This is a genomic window from Falsiroseomonas frigidaquae, assembly GCF_012163145.1.
Classification (GTDB): Bacteria; Pseudomonadota; Alphaproteobacteria; order Acetobacterales; family Acetobacteraceae; genus Falsiroseomonas; species Falsiroseomonas frigidaquae.
Map to the genome: position 1 here is coordinate 118,984 of NZ_JAAVTX010000005.1, position 17,591 is coordinate 136,574.

Consider the following 17,591-nt stretch of genomic DNA (forward strand, 5'->3'; position numbering starts at 1 on the left):
GCACATGCACGCCGCCCGCTGACAAAGGAATTCCCGTGACCGATGCCCTGGCCGCCACCGATGCGCTGTTCTTCGCCAAGCTGGACCGCGCGGCCGCGGAGCGCCTGACCCGCGCCGCCACCGAGGGCGCCGAGGATGGCGAGCTGTTCCTCGAACACCGCGAATCCGAGGCGATCACGCTGGAAGACAGCCGCATCCGCTCCGCCAGCTTCGACGTGACCAGCGGCTTCGGCCTGCGCAGCGTGGCCGGCGAGGCCGCCGGCTATGCCCATGCCGCGGAGATCACCGAGGCCGCGCTGGGCCGCGCGGCGGAGACGGTGAAGGCGGTGGCCGCCGGCCATTCCGGCACGCTGGATGTCGGCCCGCGCGCCACCAACACGCAGCTCTATTCCGAGCTGAACCCGCTCTCCGCCATGGAATTCGCCGCCAAGACGGCGATGCTGGCGGAGATCGACGCCTATGCCCGCGCCCGCGACAGCCGGGTGAAGCAGGTGATGGCCTCCATCTTCGGCGAGTGGCAGGCGGTGCAGATCCTGCGCCCGGACGGTTCCCGGGTTGCCGACCTGCGCCCGCTGGTGCGGCTGAACGTCTCCGTCGTGGTGGAATCGAACGGGCGGCGGGAGACCGGCAGCACCGGTACCGGCGGCCGCTTCGCCTATGAGCGGGTGCTGAACGCCGCCACCTGGAAGGCGGCGGTGGAGGAAGCGCTGCGCCAGGCGCTGCTGAACCTCGACAGCGTCCCGGCCCCGGCCGGGGAGATGGAGGTGGTGCTCGGCCCGGGCTGGCCCGGCATCCTGCTGCATGAGGCGATCGGCCACGGGCTGGAAGGGGACTTCAACCGCAAGAAGACCAGCGCCTTCGCCGGCCTGCTCGGCCAGCGCATCGCCTCCCCCGGGGTCACCGTGGTGGATGACGGCACCATGCCGGACCGCCGCGGCAGCCTGACCGTGGATGACGAGGGTACGCCATCCGGCCGCACCACGCTGATCGAGGACGGCATCCTGGTGGGTTTCCTGCAGGACCGGCAGAATGCCCGGCTCATGGGTGTGGCGCCGACCGGCAATGGCCGTCGCCAGTCGCACGCCCATATCCCGATGCCGCGCATGACCAACACCGTGATGCTGAACGGCGACCGCGATCCGGGCGAGATCCTGGCCAGCGTGAAGCGCGGCATCTACGCGGTGAATTTCGGCGGCGGCCAGGTGGACATCACCAACGGCAAGTTCGTCTTCTCCGCCTCCGAGGCCTACCTCATCGAGGACGGCAAGCTCGGCGCGCCGGTGAAGGGCGCCACCCTTATTGGCAACGGGCCGGATGCGCTGACCAAGGTGGCGATGGTCGGCAACGACATGGCGCTGGACCCTGGCATCGGCACATGCGGCAAGCAGGGCCAGGGCGTGCCGGTGGGCGTCGGCCAGCCCACGCTGAAGATGACGGGGCTGACCATCGGCGGGACCGCCGTGGGGTAACTCGGCGGGACCGCCGTGGGGTGACTCGGCGGGACCGCCGTGGCGGTAACGCGCCGGGACCGCCGTTTAGCCGGCCTGGGTCAGGCGCCGCCAGGTAGCGGCGCCTCCGGGTGCACCAGGCCGGCCTGGCGCAGATCGCGCCAGAATTCGGCCGGCACCGTCTCCTCCAGCGCGGCGCGGTCCTCGGCGATCCGGGCCGGCCGGCTGGCGCCCGGAATCACCGCGACCACCGCCGGATTGGCCAGCGAGAACTGCAGCCCGGCCGCCTTCATGCTCACGCCATGCCGCTCCGCGATCGCCTTGATCCGCGCCACCTTGTCGAGGATGGCGGGCGGTGCCGGCGCATATTCGAAGTTGGGCCCGCCGACGAGCGCGCCGGAGCTGTAGGGACCGCCGACCACGATGCCCAGGCCACGCCCGGCCACCAGCGGCATCAGCCGCTGCAGCGCCCGATCGTGGTCCAGCAGCGTGTAGCGCCCGGCGAGCAGGGAGCCATCCGGCCGCGGCTCCTCCAACCCGAGCAGCAGCTCGACCGCCTCCACCCGGTTGACGCCGAGCCCCCAGGCCTTGATCACGCCCTCATCCCGCAGCCGGTCGAGCACCTTGAAGGCGCCCTGGCGCGCGCGCTCGAACATGTCGATCCATGCGTCGCCGTAGAAATCCTGCGCCACGTCATGCACCCAGACGATGTCGATGTGGTCCGTCCGCAGGCGCTTCAGGCTGTCCTCGATGGAACGCAGCGTGGCGTCCGCGGAATAGTCGTTCACCACGCGGTTCGGGCGGCCGTGCTTGAAGACCTCGCTCTTCTCGCCCTGGTCGCGGGCGCCGACATCCTCGACCTCGTCCAGGACCAGGCGGCCGACCTTGGTGCTGATGACGTAGTCCGCGCGCGGCTTGCCGGCCAGCGCCTGGCCCATGCGGAGCTCCGCCAGGCCGGCGCCGTAGAAGGGCGCATTGTCGAAGTAGCGGATGCCGTCGCGCCAGGCGGCCTCGACGGTTGCCAGCGCCTCCTCCTCGGGGATGTCGCGGAACATGTTGCCGAGCGGCGCCGAGCCGAAGCCAAGCTTGCCGGGGAGAATATCCTTCAATGCCATGGGGGTGATCCTTGCTGTCGCCGGGACAACGCCGCCAACGCTCGAAGTGCCGCGGTCCCTGCGCGATTTGATCCGCCGCGGCGGCGTCATTCCAGCTCGATTCCGAAGGCCTGGCGCAGCCCGGCCTCCCCGGCGCGGGTCACCAGCACGGCGCGGGAAGCCGGCACCCGCTTCACCCAGCCGAGCTCGAAGCAGCGCGTGCAGATCGCCGCGCCCAGCCCGCCAGCCAGGTGATGGCGCCGCTCGCTCCAGTCCAGGCAGGGGCGGCAGAAGGCGCGGCGCGATCCGCCGGCATCGGGCGTGATGCCAAGGCTGCCGAGAAAATCCTGGCCGGCCGGCGTGACCGCGCCGCCATCGGTGGCGAGTTCCACCTGGCCCCGCGCCGCCATGGCATCCGCGATCGCGACGCCCAGCCGGCCGGCCAAATGGTCGTAGCAGGTGCGCGCGTTCCGCATCGCCGCATCCGCCGGGCCGACCCGGCGCGGCCGCGCCGGCGGCGGGGCGCTGCCGGCCACCATCATGATCGCCTCCAGCATCCGCGCCACGGCCGGGCTGGCCAGGCGGTGGTAGCGGTGCCGCCCCTGGCGCTCCATCGCCAGCAGCCCGGCGGCGGAGAGGCGGGCCAGGTGGCCGCTGGCGGTCTGCGCGGTGATGCCGGCGACGCCGGCCAACTCGCCCGCCGTCAGGGCGCGGCCATCCATCAGCGCGTTCAGCATGGCGGCGCGCGCCGGGTCGCCCACCAGCGCGGCGGTCTCGGCCATGGCGGCGTTGGTGGACATGGCGCGGCTCCCGGTCGTCTCGGCGAAGCATGGGCCAGAACTGCCCGGCATGCTTCGGTGCAGGCCGAAACATGGCCGTCCACCTTCAGCTCCGCCAGCAGGGTTTTGCCACCTCCCGCGCCACCGCGGCATCGGTCAGGCCGAGGTCTCGCCGGAGATGCGGACACAACCCGGCCAGATCCTGCCGGCTATGGTGCCGTGCGAGGCAGCCGGCCAGCCAATCCAGCGCCAGCCACCAGAATCGGGGGCGATGGCTGATTGCGAGGGGTTGCGCGAGGGCAGGCATGGCGAGGCTCCGACTGGACCCCGCCAGGATGCGGCGCCGGTACCGCCCGGTGTTTCGGGCGCAGCCGAAGCGGGTTTCTCGGAGACCGTCTGGGAAAACTGGCGGCTGAGGGTTCGCGAGGGGTCTCGCGTTCCGGAAAGGCTTGCAACGCCCCCGGGGCGGAAAGCCCAGCGAAACCGACCCGCCGATGTTCCCGGACGGTCTCTCAGACCTCCGCCGTCACATGCCGCTCCAGCACCGCGCGCCACTGATCCGCATCGCCGTCATGGTCGCTGTCATCCGGCTCCAGGATCGCGAGCCGGAAGCCGGCCTCGCGCGCATCCGGGGTGATGCGGTGCGCGTAGGCGACGAACAGCAGGCTGTTGCCATCCGGCCCGAACACCGCGGCCACCGCCGCCGCCAGGTCCCGCATCCGCTGCCCGGGCAGGCGGAAATCCATCGGCTGCGGCGCGCTGTCGCGCACGCGGTTCAGATTGTTCTGGGTGTTGGAGACGATGAAGACGCGCCGCTCCAGCGCCCGCAGCGCCAGCATCCGGTCCCAGCGCCGGCGCAGGCGGTCCTGCAGCGCGGCGAACGCCGCCGCATCATCCACCGGATCATGCCACAGCCACACGCCATGCCGCGCCCAGAAGGGCCGCTGCGCCGGCAGCAGTTCCGCCCGCGTCTGCGGCACCCGCACCTGGCCGCGCAGCCAGCGCGATGCGGCACCGGCCGGGGTCAGCGACCAGTCGAAGGGCAGCGAGCGCAACTCCATCGTCGGGTCCAGCCGGTCCCGCAGCAGCTTCACGTTCAGGCTGATATGCCGCGCCGTCTGGCAGGAGGTGCCGAGGCTGACCACGGCCGCGCGCTGGCCGACCAGGGACATGCATCACACCATTCGCTGTGGCTTTCCTTTTGGCCAGTTTGCGCGGAGAAGGAAAGCGGGGCCCGACCCCGGGGAGACAGGCAAGATGACACCGCGCGGCCGCCATTTCTTCGCCAATCCAGGTCCGACCAACATCCCGGACAGCATCATGCAGGCGGTCAGCCACCACACGGTGGATTTCAACGGCCCGGATTTCCTGGAGGTCTATGACGCCTGCCTGGCCGGGCTGAAGCGCGTGCTGCGGACGGAACAGCACCTGTTCATGTACACCGGCACCGGCCACGCGGCGTGGGAGGCGACGCTGGTCAACCTGCTCTCGCCCGGCGACCGCATCCTGGTGATCGAGACAGGCCATTTCTCGGAAAACTGGGGCAAGATGGCCGCTGATCTCGGCATCGAGGTCCAGACGCTGGCGGCCGATTGGCGCCGCGGGCTGGACTACGCCGCGCTGGATGCGGCGCTGGCGGCCGATACGGGCCATGCCATCAAGGCGGTCTGCGCCGTGCATAACGAGACCTCCACCGGCATGACGCTGGACCTGCCGCGCATCCGCGCCGCGCTGGACCAGGCCCGCCACCCGGCGCTGCTGCTGGCGGACATCATCTCCTCCCTCGGCTCCATCGAATTCCGCTTCGACGATTGGGGCATCGATGCCGCGGTGGGCGGCAGCCAGAAGGGGCTGATGCTGCCGGTCGGCTTCTCCTTCACCGGCGTCTCGGACAAGGCGATGGCGGCGCACCAGTCCTCCGCCTTCCCGAAGCACTATTTCAACTGGACCACGATGCTGACGCGGCGCCACCGCAGCTTCATCGGCACCGTGCCCATCGCCCTGTTCTACGGGCTGCGGGAGGCGCTGCGCCTGATCGAGCAGGAGGAAGGCCTCGACAACGTGCTGGCCCGCCATGCGCGGCTGGCCGAAGCCACGCGGCGCTGCGTGCGGCATTGGGCAGGCAACAACGGGCCGCAGCTGTTCTGCCTCTCGCCCGAACGCGTCTCCGATTCCGTCACCTCGGTCCTGATGCCGGAGGGGCATGATGCGGAGGCGCTGCGCAAGCGCGTGGGCACCATGAACGTGGCGCTGGGCACCGGTCTGTCCCGGCTGAATGGCAAGGTGTTCCGGATCGGCCATCTGGGCGACCTGAACGAGCCGATGCTGCTCGGCACGCTGGCGGCGACGGAAATCGGCCTGCGCCTGCAGGGCGTGCCGCATGCCGCCGGCGGCTCGGAAGCCGCGATCGCCTACCTCGCGGAGACGGCGCCCTGATCCGCCGCGCCACGCCGGCGGAAGCCCCGGCGCTGGCTGCGCTGGTGGAGCGCGCCTATGCGCCCTGGGTGCCGATCACCGGCGCCCGGCCGCTGCCGATGGATGACGACTACGCCGCCCGCTGCGAGTCCGGCCAGGCCTTCGCCCTGGAGCAGGATGGGGCGCTGGCCGGGCTGATCGTGCTGGTGGATTTCCCGACCCATCTCTGGATCGACAATGTCGCGGTGGAGCCGGCGCTGAAGGGCCAGGGGCTCGGCCGGGCGCTGATGGGTTTCGCCGAGACGGAAGCGCGGCGCCGCGGGCTGCCAGAGCTCCGCCTGCTGACCAATGCGCTGATGGCGGCGAACATCGCCCTCTACACCCGCCTCGGCTTCATCGAGACGGAACGGCGGACGGAGAAGGGTCGCGCCCGGGTCTATATGGCAAAGCGGCTTCAGCCCTCCGGCTGAAGCGCCACGCCCAGGCTCTCCAGGTCGCGCCAGTAGTCCGGATAGGTCTTGGCGACGCAGCCGGGGTCCAGGATGGTCACGCCCGGCACCATCAGCCCCACCAGCGCCAGGCTCATCGCGATGCGGTGGTCGGCATAGGTCTCGATCCGCGCGGGCCGGAAGGCTTCCCGCGGCTGCGGCGTCACCAGCAGGTCATCGCCGACCTCCACGGCCAGGCCGGGGGCGATGCGCGACAGTTCCGTCGCCATCGCCGCCACCCGGTCGCATTCCTTCACGCGCAGATTGGCGATGCCGGTGAAGCGCACCGGCGTGGCGTTGAAGGCGGCGAGCGCGGCCAGCGTCGGCACCGCATCCTGCATCTGCGACCCCTCGATCTCCGCCGGCAGATGCGGGAACAGCCGGATCAGCGCATGGGCCTGCGCATCCGGCTGGGTGAAGGACTCTGTGCCGAGGTCGATCGCCCCGCCCGTCAGCACCTCCGCCGCCCAGAGATAGGTGGCGGCCGAGGCGTCGGGCTCCACATGCAGGTCCGCCGCCCGGTAGCCACCAGGCTGCACCAGCCAGGCCGCCGCACCCTCCTGCGCCACCATCGCGCCGAAGCGGCGCATGGCGGCGACGGTCAGGTCGATATAGCCGCGCGCGCCGATCGCATCACCCGCCAGCGAAACGCGCACCGGCTTCGCCCCGCAGGCCGCCAGCATCAGCAGGGCGGAGACATATTGGCTGGACAGGCCGGCATCCACCGTCACCGCCTCGCCCGCGAAGCCGCCGCGGCCCTGCACCGTCACCGGCGGGCAGCCCGTGGGCGCGGAAGCCTCGACGCCCAGCGCCGCCAGCGCGGCGACCAGCGGCGCGATCGGGCGCTTCTGCATATGGGCATCGCCGGTCAGCACCACCGGCCCATCCGCCAGCGCGGCGGCCGCGGTCAGGAAGCGCGTCGCCGTGCCGGCATTGCCGAGGAAGACCGGCTCCGCCGGCGCGCGCAGCGCCCCGCTGCCGGTGACGATGAAGGCGGTCGCATCCGGCTCCTCCACCGCCACGCCCATCGCCCGCAGCGCATTGGCCATGTGCCGCGTGTCGTCGCTTTTCAGCGCGCCGGTGATGCGGCTGGTGCCGCGCGCCAGCGCCGCCAGCAGCAGCGCCCGGTTGGTGATGGATTTCGACCCCGGCGGCGCCACGCGCCCGCGGAGCGGCCGGCCCGGCGGGGTGATGGTCAGCGCCGCCATGGTCATGCCTCCGCTTCGGCGAAGATGCGGGAGACGTCGCCGCCCCAGGCCGTGTCCCAGCGTTGCAACCAGCGCTCCGCCTGGGTGATGCCGGATTCGGCGATTTCGGACAGCGGCGCCAGGTACACCTCCTCCCCCAGCCCGCGCGCCTTCAGCCCCTCGCGCGATATCGCCACCGCATCGCGGGCGATCGCCTGCAGGGTGCGGCCGTGGATGGTCGCCGCCAGCGCCTGCTTCGGCACCGCGTTGCGCAGCAGCTTCATCTCCTCCACCGTCCAGCCGCGGATCAGCCCGGCGGCGGCCTTCTGGGCGGCATCGTCATACAGCAGCCCGGTCCAGAAGGCGGGCTTGGCCATCAGCATCGCCGGGCTACCGGCATCCGCCCCGCGCATCTCCAGGAAGCGCTTCAGGCGCACATCGGTGAAGACGGTGGTGACGTGGTCGGCCCAGTCGCCCATGGTCGGCTCATGCCCGGCCAGCTTCTCCGCGCGGCCTTCCAGGAAGGCGCGGAAGGACACGCCGGCGGCGTCGATGTACTGGCCATCGCGCATGATGAAATACATCGGCACGTCGAGCACGAACTGGGCGAAACGCTCGAAGCCGAAGCCCTCCTCGAAGGCCACGGGCGGAATGCCGGTGCGGTCCGGGTCGGTATCCGTCCAGACTCGCCCGCGCAGCGTCAGCAGGCCCGAGGGCTTGCCCTCGATGAAGGGGGAATTGGCGAACAGCGCGGTGGCCAGCGGCTGCAGCGCGAGCGACACGCGCAGCTTCTCCACCATGTCGGCCTCGTCGCCGAAATCCAGGTTCACCTGCACCGTGCAGGTGCGCAGCATCATATCCAGCCCCATGCCGCCGACCTGCGGCATGTAGCGACGCATGATGGCGTAGCGCCCCTTCGGCATCCAGGGCATCTCCTCCCGCGTTGCCAGCGGGTGGAAGCCGAGCGGGGCGAAGCCGAGGCCCAGCGGCCCGGCAATCTCATGCACCTCGCGCAGATGGTCGCCGAGTTCGACGCGCGTCGCGTGCAGGTCTTCCATCGGCGCGCCGGACAGCTCGAACTGCCCACCCGGCTCCAGGCTGACGGAGCCGCCGTCGCGCTTCAGGCCGATGACGTTGCCGGCATCCAGAATCGGCTCCCAGCCCTTGCCCTGCAGCCCCTCCAGCATCGCCTTGATGCCGCCCGGCTCATAGGGCGGCGGCGCGAACTCTGCCCGTGAAAAGCCGAATTTCTCGTGCTCCGTGCCGATCCGCCAGGCGGATTTCGGCTTGCTGCCAGCCGCGAACCACTCGGCCAACTGGCGCGTGGAGGTGATCGGCGTCAGGTCGGCCTCGCCGGGATTCGACATGCGGTGCGTTCTCTTCCTGGCGTCCGGCCGGGGCGGCTGCCTCGTCCGATCAGGCCCAATCGCCCAGTAGCGCCTGCAGCGCTGCCAGGCCGGCCACGGCCGCGGTCTCGGCCCGGAGGATCCGGGGCCCGAGCGCGGCGGGCACTACAAAGGGCCGCCGGCGCAGGTCGTCAAGCTCCGCCCCCATGAAGCCGCCCTCCGGCCCCACCAGAAGGGCGAGCGGCGCACCGGGCGGCAGCGCCAGGGCGCGGGCCGGGACAGCGACGCTGCGCTCCATCGCCACCACCAGCGGCACGCCATCCCAGGCATCCAGCACGCGGTGCAGCGGCGCGGCCTCCGTCACCTCCGGCACCGCAAGCCGTTCGCATTGCTCGGCGGCGCCGCGGGCGATCGCGGACAGGCGCGCGGCATTGGCGCGGTCGGCGACGGTGCGGCGGGTCAGCACGGGCTGGATTCGGGTGGCGCCGAGCTCCGTCGCCTTCTCCACCACCCAATCCATCGCATCCCGCTTCAGGGCGGCGACCAGCAGGCGGCATTCCGGTTCCGGCACCGGGGCGCGGGCCTGCGACTCCACTGCGAATCGGGCGCGGTCCTTGCGGATGGATTCGATGCGTGCCGCCCATTCGCCGTCGCGCGGGTTGAACAGGCGCACCTCGTCGCCCGGGCCGCGGCGCAGCACCGTGCCGATATGATGCGCCTGGCCGGGCGCGGCCTCCACAACCAGCCCCTCGGCCAGTGTGTCGTCCAGGTACAGTCGAGGGATGGACATCCGGAACCTCCGCGGACAGGTATAGGGCCATGACCGGCTGGACCGATATCCGCGCTTCCGGCTGGGTGGCCCGCCTGCCCCCCGGCTGGCGGCCCTATGCCCTGCTCGGCCGCTTCGACCGGCCGATCGGTGCCTGGCTGCTGCTGCTGCCGGGCTTCTGGGCGTTTGCCGTGGCGGCGCCGGGATGGGCGGAGGGGTTGCGCCTGGCGCTGCTGTTCACGCTGGGCGCCTTCGCCATGCGGGCGGCAGGCTGCGTGGTGAACGACCTCTGGGACCGCGACCTGGACCGGCAGGTGGAGCGCACCCGCGGCCGGCCGCTGGCTGCCGGTACCGTAACGCCCTTGCGGGCGATGGTCTTCCTCGCCGCGCTCTGCGTGGTCGGACTGCTGGTGCTGGTGCAATTGCCGCTGGCGGCGATCTATGTGGGCCTGGGCTCGCTGGTACTGATCGCGCTGTATCCGCTGGCGAAGCGGGTGACGGACTGGCCGCAGGCGGTGCTGGGCCTGGTGTTCTCCTGGGCCGCGCCCACCGGCTATGCGGCGGCGACCGGCGGGCTGGGCTGGCCGGCGCTGGCGCTGTGGGCCGCCGGGTTCTTCTGGATCCTGGGCTACGACACGATCTACGCGCATCAGGACCGGGAGGATGATGCCAAGGTCGGCGTCCGCAGCACCGCCCTGAAATTCGGCCGCGCCTCGGCCCGCTTCGTCGGCGCCTGCTATGCGGCGATGCTGGCGCTGCTGGTGGTGGCGGGGCTGCTGGCCGGCCTGGCCTGGCCTTTCCTGCCCGCGCTGCTGCTGCCGGCGGCGCTGCTGGCCTGGCAGGTGCGGACACTCGATATCGGCGACCCGGAGCGCTGCCTGATGCTGTTCAAGTCGAACCGCGAGGTCGGCTTCGCCATCGCGCTGGCCTTCCTGGCCGGCCGGTTGTGAGCGACGCCGAAGCGTTCATCCGCGCCCATACCGCAATCGCCCGCCCGGCCCTGGTGCCGGAACTTCGCCTGCACCTGGCCACCGAAATCACCCCGATCTGGCAGGCCACCGAGGCCTGGCTGGCCGAGGAAGGCATCGAGCCGCCCTTCTGGGCCTTCGCCTGGCCCGGCGGCCAGGCCCTGGCGCGCACCGTGCTGGACCAGCCCGCGCTGGTCGCCGGCCGGCGCGTGCTGGATTTTGCCGCCGGCTGCGGCATCGGCGCCATCGCCGCCGCGCTGGCCGGTGCCGCGGTGGTGGAGGCGGCGGAAATCGACCCTCTCGCCCTGGCCGCCACCCGGCTGAACGCGGCGCTGAACGGCGTGGCGGTGGCGACGCCGGATGGCGATGTGGTGGGCAGCGCCTGCCGCTGGGACCTGATCCTGGCCGGCGATGTCTGCTACGAGGCGCCGATGACGGCGCATATCCTGCCCTGGCTGCGCGCCATGGCGGGTGGCGGTGCCGAGGTGTGGATTGCCGATCCCGGCCGCGCCTACCTGCCGGTGGCCGGCATGGAACTGCTCTCCACCCATCTGGTACCGACGACGCGGGAGCTGGAGGACCGGGACACCCGGCAGGTGACCATCCACCGCCTGCTGGCCTGATGCTCCTCACGGCGCGGCGCTTCCTGGAGACGCTCTGGCCGGAATGGCATGCGGAGCGTGGCCGGCCCCGGCCCGCCATCCCCTCCACCGGCACCTGCGGCCGCTCCGCCACCTTCCTCCAGCGCGTCCTGGCGGAGGTCGGGCGCGAGGCCGAGGTCCGCCATGGCTGGTTCCTGGCGCCGGCCGGTCCGGCGCGCCATGCCTGGGTGGAATCGGGCGGGCTTATCCTGGATCTGACGGCGGACCAGTTCGGCGCGCCGCCGATCCTCGCCTGCCCGGCACCGGATGCCCGCTACCGCCCCGGCCCGGATACCACGGCCCCGAACTTCCAGGCGGCGCGCACAACGGCGGTGGCGGCGGTCTGGCCGCGCTGGCAGGCCTTCGTCGCCTTCAACCTGCCTTGAGCCTGCGCTGTCATGATCGGGCCATGCGCCCCATCCTGATCCTGCTCACCCTTCTCCTCGCGCTGCCCCAGCCCCTGCCGGCCGGGGCGCAGACACAGCGCCAATATGACAGCCAGGGCCGCGCCACCGGCCGGGCGGAGACCCGCGGCGACACCACCCGGTATTACGACAGCCAGGGCCGCAGCCTCGGCCGCAGCGAAAGCCGCGGCGGCGTCACCCGGCATTACGACGCCCAGGGACGCGCCACCGGCCGCAGCGAGGATCGCGGCAACACCCAGCGCCACTACGATTCCCAGGGCCGCAGCACCGGCCGCAGCGAATACCGGGACACCACCCGGCGGGACTATGATGCCAGCGGCCGCAGCCAGGGCCGCGCGGAAAACCGCGGCGACACCACGCGCTTCTACGACAGCCAGGGCCGCGCCACCGGGCGGGTGCAAAAATAGCTACCGCGTCGCCGCCTCCAGGAAATCCAGCAGCGCGGCCAGTTCCTCGGCATTGCCCACGGTCTGGATCGGCATCCGCGTGCCGGGCGTCACCTCATCCGGCCCGCGGGTGAACAGATCCGCCACCGTCTCCCGCGTCCAGACGATGTCGCCCCGCGCCAGGCGCTCGGAATAGGCATAGCCGGGCAGCGTGCCCATGCGGCGGCCGAAGATGCCGTGCAGATGCGGCCCGGCCATCGGCGGCGCATCCGCATCCAGCGCATGGCAGGCGGCGCAGGCGCGGAACACGCGGGCGCCCTGCGGATGCGGCCCGGCCGGAATGGCCTCGCTGGCCAGGGCATCCACCGGACCCATCGGCCGGCCGGTCGTCGCATTCCAGCGCCGCACCCGGCGATCCGTGCCGCCGGTCCAAAGGCTTGCCCCATCCGCCGACCAGGCCACGGACCACACAGGCAACCCCGGCCCCTCCAGCGTATGGCGCAGCCGCAGGGAGGCCGCGTCCCACAGCGTGACGCTGCCGCCGAGTCCGGCCGCCGCGACCTGCGTGCCGTCCGGGGATGCGGCGAGCGCCACGATCGGCCGGGCGCCGGCCTGCACCGCCCGCACCGCGCCATCCGGCCCGACCAGGCGCAACATCCCCTCCGCCCCGCCGACCGCCAGCACGCCTTCCGGCAGGGCGGCCAGCGCGTTGAGGGGCAGGCCGAACTCGGCCAGCGTCAGCGGCGCCTCGCCCGCCGGCCAGACCCGCAGCGTGCCGTCGAAGCCGGCGGTGGCGACCAGGCCGTCGCTGCGGAAGGCCACGGCGTTCACCTGGCCCTGGTGGCCCTCCAGCACCTTGACCGGCGCAACGCCCGCCAGGTCCCAGACCCGCGCGGTGCCGTCCCAGGATGCCGAGGCCAGGAGGTCACCCTGCGCCGCCAGCCCGGCCACCGGCCCCGCATGCCCCACCAGCACCCGAACCGGCTCCGGCCCCGGCTGCGGTGGCCACAGCGCCACCTGCCCATCCTCTCCGCTGCTGGCCAGCAGGCCGCCGGGCAGCGCCGCCAGCGCGTTCACCGCACCCTGGTGCCAGCGCAGCACAGCCCGCGCCCGCAGCCCGCCCGGCTGCCACAGGATGATCGCCTGGTCGAAGCCGGCCGAGGCCACGCCGCCATCCGGCGCCACCGCCAGGGCCCGCACCGGCCCGCCATGCACCGCCTCCTGCGCAATGGCGGATGCGGGCAGTAACAGGGCGAGGAGGATTGGCAGAAAGCGCATGCCTGACAGGATGGCGCCTTCGCGCCGCTGGTCTAGCCTGTTCCCACAACCAGACGGGAATGTGCGGGGATGACGAACGATATCGCCACGGAAGTATTCTGGGCACGGCTGACCGCCGCCGAGATCCAGGCGCGCGCGACGCCGGAGACGGTGGTGCTGATCCCCGTCGCCTCCATCGAGCAGCACGGCCCGCACCTGGCCGTCGGCGTGGATACGGTGCTGGCGGGCGCGGTGGCGGAACGCACGGCGCGCCGCCTGCTGGCGGGCGGCACGCCAGCGCTGGTCACGCCGACCATCTGGTCCGGCCTGGCCGAGCACCACATGGCCTTCGGCGGCACCATGACCCTGGACCTCGCCACCTTCTCCGCCCTGGTCGGTGGCATCGCCCGCAGCGTGGCGCGGCACGGGTTCCGGCGCATCGCCCTGGTCAATGGCCATGGCGGCAATACCGAGGCGATCGGCAGCGTCGCCATCGAGATGACGCGCAGCCTGGGCGTGCCGGTAGTGGGGCTGACCTACTGGCTGGCCAATGCCGACACTTTCGGGGCGATCCTGGAGAGCCAACCCAACGTCATGCATGCCTGCGAGGCCGAGACCTCGATGATGATGGCGCTGGCGCCGGATTGCGTGCGCACCGACCGCATCCAGGCCGCCGTGCCGAAGCGCTTCGCTCCCCCCGCCCCGCCCGGCTTCAAACGCAGCCGCCCCTTTGCGGAGATGACCGATACCGGCGTCATCGGCGACCCGCGCAGCGCCAGTGCGGAGAAGGGCGAGCGGCTGCTGGAGGCGGCGGCGAAGCGTCTGTCCGAGGAGTTTTCGCGGCCGGAGCTGTGGGCGTAGGGACGCGATGATGCGTCTTCCTCTCATGCATCGCCGGCGGCTTCTCCCGGCCTTCCTCCTGCTGGCGGCCCTGCTCGCGCCGGGCGTGGTCGCAGCGCAGGAGGCGCGCGAGACCTCCGAGATCATCACGGTCGAGGTCGCGGGCCGCACCTTCCGCCTGCCGCTCGCCTACCTCCCGGCGCGCCCACCGGCGGAGGCGCTGGAGCGGATGCGACGGCAGCAGGTGAACCGCTGGAACAGCTTTGGCTTCGCCTTCCAGATGCCCGGCGGCCAGCCGCTGCCCGCGCCCATCGCGACCACGGGACGGCTTTATCTGCGGCCGGAGGAGATGCGGCCTAGCGAGCCAGAGGGCTACGCCGTCCTCATCTCGCCTGTGCTGCGCGTGCAGGAGTGGCGCGAGGGCATGCCGGCGGAGTGGCGCATTACGCCTCCCGAGCGACGACTTCGCAATATTCTGCTCGATACCAGGTGGCATGAATATGGTACGCATACCGGAATGATCGAAATACGGCCACTCGCTGGCCAGGAGCATATTGGCATCTATTACTACGGGTCGCGCCTGTACCCAGAGTTAGGGTTGGCGGCGTCTTTTCTCATGAATTGGCAGGCGCTGGTGCTGCTGAAAACCTGGGAAGTCCGTCAGCTCTAGGCCACGATATCCGCCGCCGTCAGCTGCCCCCGGGTCAGCCCCGCCAGCAGCACGCCGTCGCCCTCGCCGAGGTCGATCCGCAGCCCGTCCGAGACCTGCACCGCCAGCGCCAGCATCGCGCTGGCGCTGCGGCCGAAGCCGGTCAGCGCCAGCAGGTCGGTGCCGCTAACGAAATCCTCGATGCGGTCGAAGTCGTCGCCGTGGCGCAGCACGAACATGTCGGCGCCGGCGCCGCCCAGCAGCGTGTCGTTGCCGCGCCGCCCTTCCAGCATATCCGCGCCGCCATGGCCCTCCAGCCGGTTCGCCGCGGCGTTGCCGAGGATCAGGTTGCCCATGGCGTTGCCGATGCCGGTCACCGCTCCGTCACCGAGCACCAGCGCCTCCACCGCCTCAGGCAGGGTGACGGTGGCGACGGCGCCGAGGATGGTGTCCGTGCCCTGGCCAGTCAGCTCCACCATTACATCGCCGGGATTATCCGCCTGGTAGCGGTCATGGCCGGTGCCACCGACCAGGGTATCGGCGCCGGCGCCGCCATCCAGGATATCGTCCCCGGCCCGGCCCTCCAGCCGATCCTTCCCGGCGCCGCCCTGCAGGTGGTTGGTGGCGTCGTTGCCGGCCAGGGTATCCGCCCCCGCCCCGCCCACCGCGTTCTCGATCAGGGAGGCGGCATTGTCCTCGAACAGCAGGGCGTTGAAGACATTGCCGCGCGCCAGCACCTCCTGCCCCACCCTGGTATCCAGCCGGGCGAGCTGGTCCGTGGCGGTGACCGACCAGCCGCCGGGGGCGAGGTCCACGGCGACACCGCCGGCATAGGCCGAGAAATCAAAGGTATCGATGCCGCCGCCATCCCAGACCGTCAGGAACACCCGGTTGGCGCCCGGCGCGCCCTGGCCGGCGCCGTCGATCAGCGTCTCCCCGGTCGCGGGGTTCCAGCTGTAGCGCGTGTTGCCGGCCTGGGCGGTGTAGTCCGCGCCATAGAGGTGCTGCAGGGCGGCGATGTCCAGCATCATCCAGCCCTGGGCATAGTCATGCGTGCCGTTGGTGTAGCCGCTGGTGGTGGTGGAGCCGGTATGGGACCGGTAGGACATCACGGTGAATTCCAGCGTGTCCCAGTCCCGCGGCATGGCGCCGAAGCCGTTCGCCGCCTCATGCGGGTGCTTAAGGCCCAGCGCGTGGCCGAGCTCATGCACCGCCACCATGAAGCCGTAGCTGCCGAGCGTCGGCGTGGTGTAGCTGCTGCGGCTGCCGAACCAGACATCGCCGCCCTCCCGCCCATTCGGATAATAGGCCCAGGCGGTGGAGGGCACGGAGGACCGGGCGATGCGGAGATCGGCGGTCCAGTCCTCCGCCGCCTCGAAGATCGCCAGGTTGGTGAAGCCGGTGACGGAGACGCCAGGGCTGCCCGGGCCGCCATCGGCCTGGCCGAGCAGGATCTTGCGCACCGCGTCGCGCATCATGCTGCTGACCGGCGCGAAGCCGCGGGTCGGTTCGCTGGTGCCGTACCAGGCCTCGTAGTCGCTGCCGCTGTCGGGGAAGGCGAAGCTCAGCGGGTCGCCCATGTCCCAGGCATAGCCGCTGAGCAGCCCATCCACCCCGGCATGGCCCGAGCTGGTGAACTGGAAGCGTGGCGCGGTTTCCTGCGGCTGATCCGCACCCAGGGCCGTGGCGGCGGCCTCGAACACGGAAGTCCCGCCGGGCGAGGCCCCACCCTGGGACCGGCAAAGCCAGCACATGGCGCGTGGTCCGGAACACCCGGCGCATTGGCCCGCGGCGTCGCCCAGGGCCGCTTTTGCGGCCGAGGGGTCACCCGGTGCCGGCCCTCCGCATGTTGCGGGGCCTGGAGGCAGGGCCCGCGCCGGCAGGCCCCGTGGCGGCATCCTGGCAGCGGGCGATGAAGCGGCGGTGAATCCCGGGATCGATTTCGCGACGCCTGGGGCGGTTGCAGCCGGCCGCCGGCTGCGCTACCCGATGCGCCGTCCCGCGACATGCAGGATTGGGGCGTCGCCAAGTGGTAAGGCAGCGGTTTTTGGTACCGCCATTCCCAGGTTCGAATCCTGGCGCCCCAACCAGATCACGGATCCCGCTGCACAAGCATTTTCAAGCCTTGCAGCTTCGCACGGCGAGTCGGAAAATGCGTTGGAACAACAAGCTAGAGCCGTTTCGCCGTCTTCGCTTTCGGTGAAAGGGCTCTAGCGTTGCCGCACTCCGGTCCGGGGCCGATCCGGGCCGGGACCGGCGAAGGTCTGCACCACGGCGATCTGGCCGCCCTGCACCGCCACCCCGAAGCCGAAGCGATCCAGCCCGCGCCGCAAGATGTTCTCGCGGTGCCCGGTGCTGGCCATGAAGCCTTCATGGAAGCGCCGGATGCGCGCCGCCTCGACCTGCGGCCCGCAGCCCGTGCAGCGGCCGATATTCTCCGCGATCAGCCCGGGCGGCGCCCCGCCGGCCTCGATGTAGCGGTCGCGGACGGAACTGCCGTCCGGCGCCTCATGCGCGAAATAATCCCGCCGCAGCATGTCCGCCGCATGCGCCTGGGCGGCTTCGTCCAGGTTCTCCCCCGGGCGCAGCGGATCGAGGTCCTGCGCCGCGCGGGACCGGTTCACCAACTCCAGCGCCTGCGCGCGCAGCGCCGCCATATTCGACGGCTCGGCTGCCAGGACGGGGGATGCACCGAGCAACGCAACCCCGGCCAGGACCGGAAGCGACAGCAGCGCATGACGCAGGCCGCGACGGGGAAACCGGTAGTGGTCAGGCATCGAGGATCCTCCCTGTGCCTGGCCATGCTAGAGCCGTTTCATCGAAAGCGGAGACGGCGAAACGGCTCCATCCATTCGTTCCCACGCATTTTCCGAGGCGCCTCGCGAAGCCGCGAGGCTTG

19 protein-coding genes and 1 tRNA gene are annotated in these 17,591 nt (G+C 71.5%); 10 read left to right on the plus strand and 10 right to left on the minus strand.

Translation table 11 applies throughout. The features are described from left to right. Positions 1–29: 29 nt before the first annotated feature. A complete protein-coding gene (gene tldD / locus HB662_RS16775; RefSeq protein ID WP_168051790.1) occupies positions 30–1,469 on the plus strand; it encodes a metalloprotease TldD in 1,440 nt (479 codons plus the stop codon). A gap of 80 nt (positions 1,470–1,549) precedes the next feature. Here the strand turns inward: tldD and HB662_RS16780 are convergent, their stop codons facing one another. From HB662_RS16780 to HB662_RS16795, 4 genes are all read right to left on the minus strand, one after another. Further along, the gene (locus tag HB662_RS16780) at positions 1,550–2,563 is read right to left on the minus strand and encodes an aldo/keto reductase (RefSeq protein ID WP_168050981.1); all 1,014 of its coding nucleotides are present in this window, start codon (positions 2,561–2,563) and stop codon (positions 1,550–1,552) included. An 86-nt stretch (positions 2,564–2,649) separates the two neighbouring features. Then, complete coding sequence (locus HB662_RS16785) at positions 2,650–3,342, minus strand: ArsR/SmtB family transcription factor (protein ID WP_168050982.1); 693 nt, start codon at positions 3,340–3,342, stop codon at positions 2,650–2,652. Positions 3,343–3,427: 85 nt separating this feature from the next. Further along, the gene (locus HB662_RS16790; protein WP_209443343.1) at positions 3,428–3,628 is read right to left on the minus strand and encodes a DUF1127 domain-containing protein; all 201 of its coding nucleotides are present in this window, start codon (positions 3,626–3,628) and stop codon (positions 3,428–3,430) included. Between the two features lie 205 nt (positions 3,629–3,833). Then, positions 3,834–4,493: a DUF1796 family putative cysteine peptidase gene (locus tag HB662_RS16795; RefSeq protein ID WP_168050983.1), complete on the minus strand. Its 660-nt coding sequence runs from the start codon at positions 4,491–4,493 to the stop codon at positions 3,834–3,836. A gap of 85 nt (positions 4,494–4,578) precedes the next feature. Between HB662_RS16795 and HB662_RS16800 the strand changes: the two genes are divergently transcribed. After that, positions 4,579–5,757, plus strand: a complete 1,179-nt coding sequence (locus tag HB662_RS16800) for a pyridoxal-phosphate-dependent aminotransferase family protein (RefSeq protein ID WP_168050984.1) — start codon at positions 4,579–4,581, stop codon at positions 5,755–5,757. A gap of 44 nt (positions 5,758–5,801) precedes the next feature. Further along, a complete protein-coding gene (locus HB662_RS16805) occupies positions 5,802–6,206 on the plus strand; it encodes a GNAT family N-acetyltransferase (RefSeq protein ID WP_342449527.1) in 405 nt (134 codons plus the stop codon). Here the strand turns inward: HB662_RS16805 and HB662_RS16810 are convergent. Genes HB662_RS16810 through HB662_RS16820 form a run of 3 tightly spaced genes read right to left on the minus strand, consistent with a single transcriptional unit; the run spans position 6,191 to position 9,547 of the window. Continuing rightward, positions 6,191–7,432, minus strand: coding sequence for a 3-phosphoshikimate 1-carboxyvinyltransferase (locus tag HB662_RS16810; RefSeq protein ID WP_209443344.1), 1,242 nt, complete (start codon positions 7,430–7,432; stop codon positions 6,191–6,193). The two genes, HB662_RS16805 and HB662_RS16810, sit on opposite strands and share 16 nt — an antisense overlap. A 2-nt stretch (positions 7,433–7,434) precedes the next feature. Continuing rightward, positions 7,435–8,778, minus strand: a complete 1,344-nt coding sequence (locus HB662_RS16815; RefSeq protein WP_168050986.1) for a glutamate--cysteine ligase — start codon at positions 8,776–8,778, stop codon at positions 7,435–7,437. 49 nt (positions 8,779–8,827) lie between these two features. Next, a complete protein-coding gene (locus HB662_RS16820; RefSeq protein WP_168050987.1) occupies positions 8,828–9,547 on the minus strand; it encodes a 16S rRNA (uracil(1498)-N(3))-methyltransferase in 720 nt (239 codons plus the stop codon). 29 nt (positions 9,548–9,576) lie between these two features. Between HB662_RS16820 and ubiA the strand changes: the two genes are divergently transcribed. From ubiA to HB662_RS16840, 4 genes are read left to right on the plus strand one after another with little or no spacing between them, the layout of a single operon-like run. Further along, positions 9,577–10,476 (plus strand): 4-hydroxybenzoate octaprenyltransferase, encoded by a 900-nt coding sequence (gene ubiA, locus HB662_RS16825; protein ID WP_168050988.1) that lies wholly within the window; start codon positions 9,577–9,579, stop codon positions 10,474–10,476. Then, positions 10,473–11,117 (plus strand): 50S ribosomal protein L11 methyltransferase, encoded by a 645-nt coding sequence (locus HB662_RS16830; RefSeq protein ID WP_168050989.1) that lies wholly within the window; start codon positions 10,473–10,475, stop codon positions 11,115–11,117. The genes ubiA and HB662_RS16830 overlap by 4 nt, the downstream gene beginning before the upstream one ends. Next, positions 11,117–11,521, plus strand: a complete 405-nt coding sequence (locus HB662_RS16835) for a hypothetical protein (protein ID WP_168050990.1) — start codon at positions 11,117–11,119, stop codon at positions 11,519–11,521. The genes HB662_RS16830 and HB662_RS16835 overlap by 1 nt, the downstream gene beginning before the upstream one ends. Before the next feature lie 23 nt (positions 11,522–11,544). Further along, on the plus strand, positions 11,545–11,967 hold the full coding sequence (locus tag HB662_RS16840) for a hypothetical protein (protein WP_168050991.1): 423 nt from the start codon (positions 11,545–11,547) through the stop codon (positions 11,965–11,967). On the opposite strand, the gene HB662_RS16845 is transcribed toward HB662_RS16840, so the two are convergent. Beyond that, positions 11,968–13,224: a c-type cytochrome gene (locus HB662_RS16845; protein WP_168050992.1), complete on the minus strand. Its 1,257-nt coding sequence runs from the start codon at positions 13,222–13,224 to the stop codon at positions 11,968–11,970. Between the two features lie 69 nt (positions 13,225–13,293). Here HB662_RS16845 and HB662_RS16850 point away from each other — a divergent pair, with 69 nt between their 5' ends. Together HB662_RS16850 and HB662_RS16855 are read left to right on the plus strand one after the other, a co-directional pair. Then, the gene (locus tag HB662_RS16850) at positions 13,294–14,064 is read left to right on the plus strand and encodes a creatininase family protein (RefSeq protein ID WP_168050993.1); all 771 of its coding nucleotides are present in this window, start codon (positions 13,294–13,296) and stop codon (positions 14,062–14,064) included. 7 nt (positions 14,065–14,071) lie between these two features. Continuing rightward, positions 14,072–14,713, plus strand: coding sequence for a hypothetical protein (locus HB662_RS16855; RefSeq protein WP_168050994.1), 642 nt, complete (start codon positions 14,072–14,074; stop codon positions 14,711–14,713). Here the strand turns inward: HB662_RS16855 and HB662_RS16860 are convergent. Next, positions 14,710–16,395 (minus strand): M10 family metallopeptidase C-terminal domain-containing protein, encoded by a 1,686-nt coding sequence (locus tag HB662_RS16860; protein WP_168050995.1) that lies wholly within the window; start codon positions 16,393–16,395, stop codon positions 14,710–14,712. The genes HB662_RS16855 and HB662_RS16860 overlap by 4 nt on opposite strands. 312 nt (positions 16,396–16,707) lie before the next feature. Here HB662_RS16860 and HB662_RS16865 point away from each other — a divergent pair. Further along, positions 16,708–16,782, plus strand: a tRNA-Gln gene (locus tag HB662_RS16865). A 120-nt stretch (positions 16,783–16,902) separates the two neighbouring features. Here HB662_RS16865 and HB662_RS16870 read toward each other — a convergent pair. Then, positions 16,903–17,469 (minus strand): CAP domain-containing protein, encoded by a 567-nt coding sequence (locus HB662_RS16870; RefSeq protein WP_168050996.1) that lies wholly within the window; start codon positions 17,467–17,469, stop codon positions 16,903–16,905. Positions 17,470–17,591: the final 122 nt, after the last annotated feature.

Bases quoted from the DNA above. Each gene is read 5' to 3' on its own strand.
- HB662_RS16780 (WP_168050981.1), bottom strand. From the start codon at position 2,563: ATGGCATTGAAGGATATTCTCCCCGGCAAGCTTGGCTTCGGCTCGGCG.
- HB662_RS16785 (WP_168050982.1), bottom strand. From the start codon at position 3,342: ATGTCCACCAACGCCGCCATGGCCGAGACCGCCGCGCTGGTGGGCGAC.
- HB662_RS16790 (WP_209443343.1), bottom strand. From the start codon at position 3,628: ATGCCTGCCCTCGCGCAACCCCTCGCAATCAGCCATCGCCCCCGATTC.
- HB662_RS16795 (WP_168050983.1), bottom strand. From the start codon at position 4,493: ATGTCCCTGGTCGGCCAGCGCGCGGCCGTGGTCAGCCTCGGCACCTCC.
- HB662_RS16800 (WP_168050984.1), top strand. From the start codon at position 4,579: ATGACACCGCGCGGCCGCCATTTCTTCGCCAATCCAGGTCCGACCAAC.
- HB662_RS16810 (WP_209443344.1), bottom strand. From the start codon at position 7,432: ATGGCGGCGCTGACCATCACCCCGCCGGGCCGGCCGCTCCGCGGGCGC.
- HB662_RS16815 (WP_168050986.1), bottom strand. From the start codon at position 8,778: ATGTCGAATCCCGGCGAGGCCGACCTGACGCCGATCACCTCCACGCGC.
- HB662_RS16820 (WP_168050987.1), bottom strand. From the start codon at position 9,547: ATGTCCATCCCTCGACTGTACCTGGACGACACACTGGCCGAGGGGCTG.
- ubiA (WP_168050988.1), top strand. From the start codon at position 9,577: ATGACCGGCTGGACCGATATCCGCGCTTCCGGCTGGGTGGCCCGCCTG.
- HB662_RS16835 (WP_168050990.1), top strand. From the start codon at position 11,117: ATGCTCCTCACGGCGCGGCGCTTCCTGGAGACGCTCTGGCCGGAATGG.
- HB662_RS16840 (WP_168050991.1), top strand. From the start codon at position 11,545: ATGCGCCCCATCCTGATCCTGCTCACCCTTCTCCTCGCGCTGCCCCAG.
- HB662_RS16845 (WP_168050992.1), bottom strand. From the start codon at position 13,224: ATGCGCTTTCTGCCAATCCTCCTCGCCCTGTTACTGCCCGCATCCGCC.
- HB662_RS16850 (WP_168050993.1), top strand. From the start codon at position 13,294: ATGACGAACGATATCGCCACGGAAGTATTCTGGGCACGGCTGACCGCC.
- HB662_RS16855 (WP_168050994.1), top strand. From the start codon at position 14,072: ATGATGCGTCTTCCTCTCATGCATCGCCGGCGGCTTCTCCCGGCCTTC.
- HB662_RS16870 (WP_168050996.1), bottom strand. From the start codon at position 17,469: ATGCCTGACCACTACCGGTTTCCCCGTCGCGGCCTGCGTCATGCGCTG.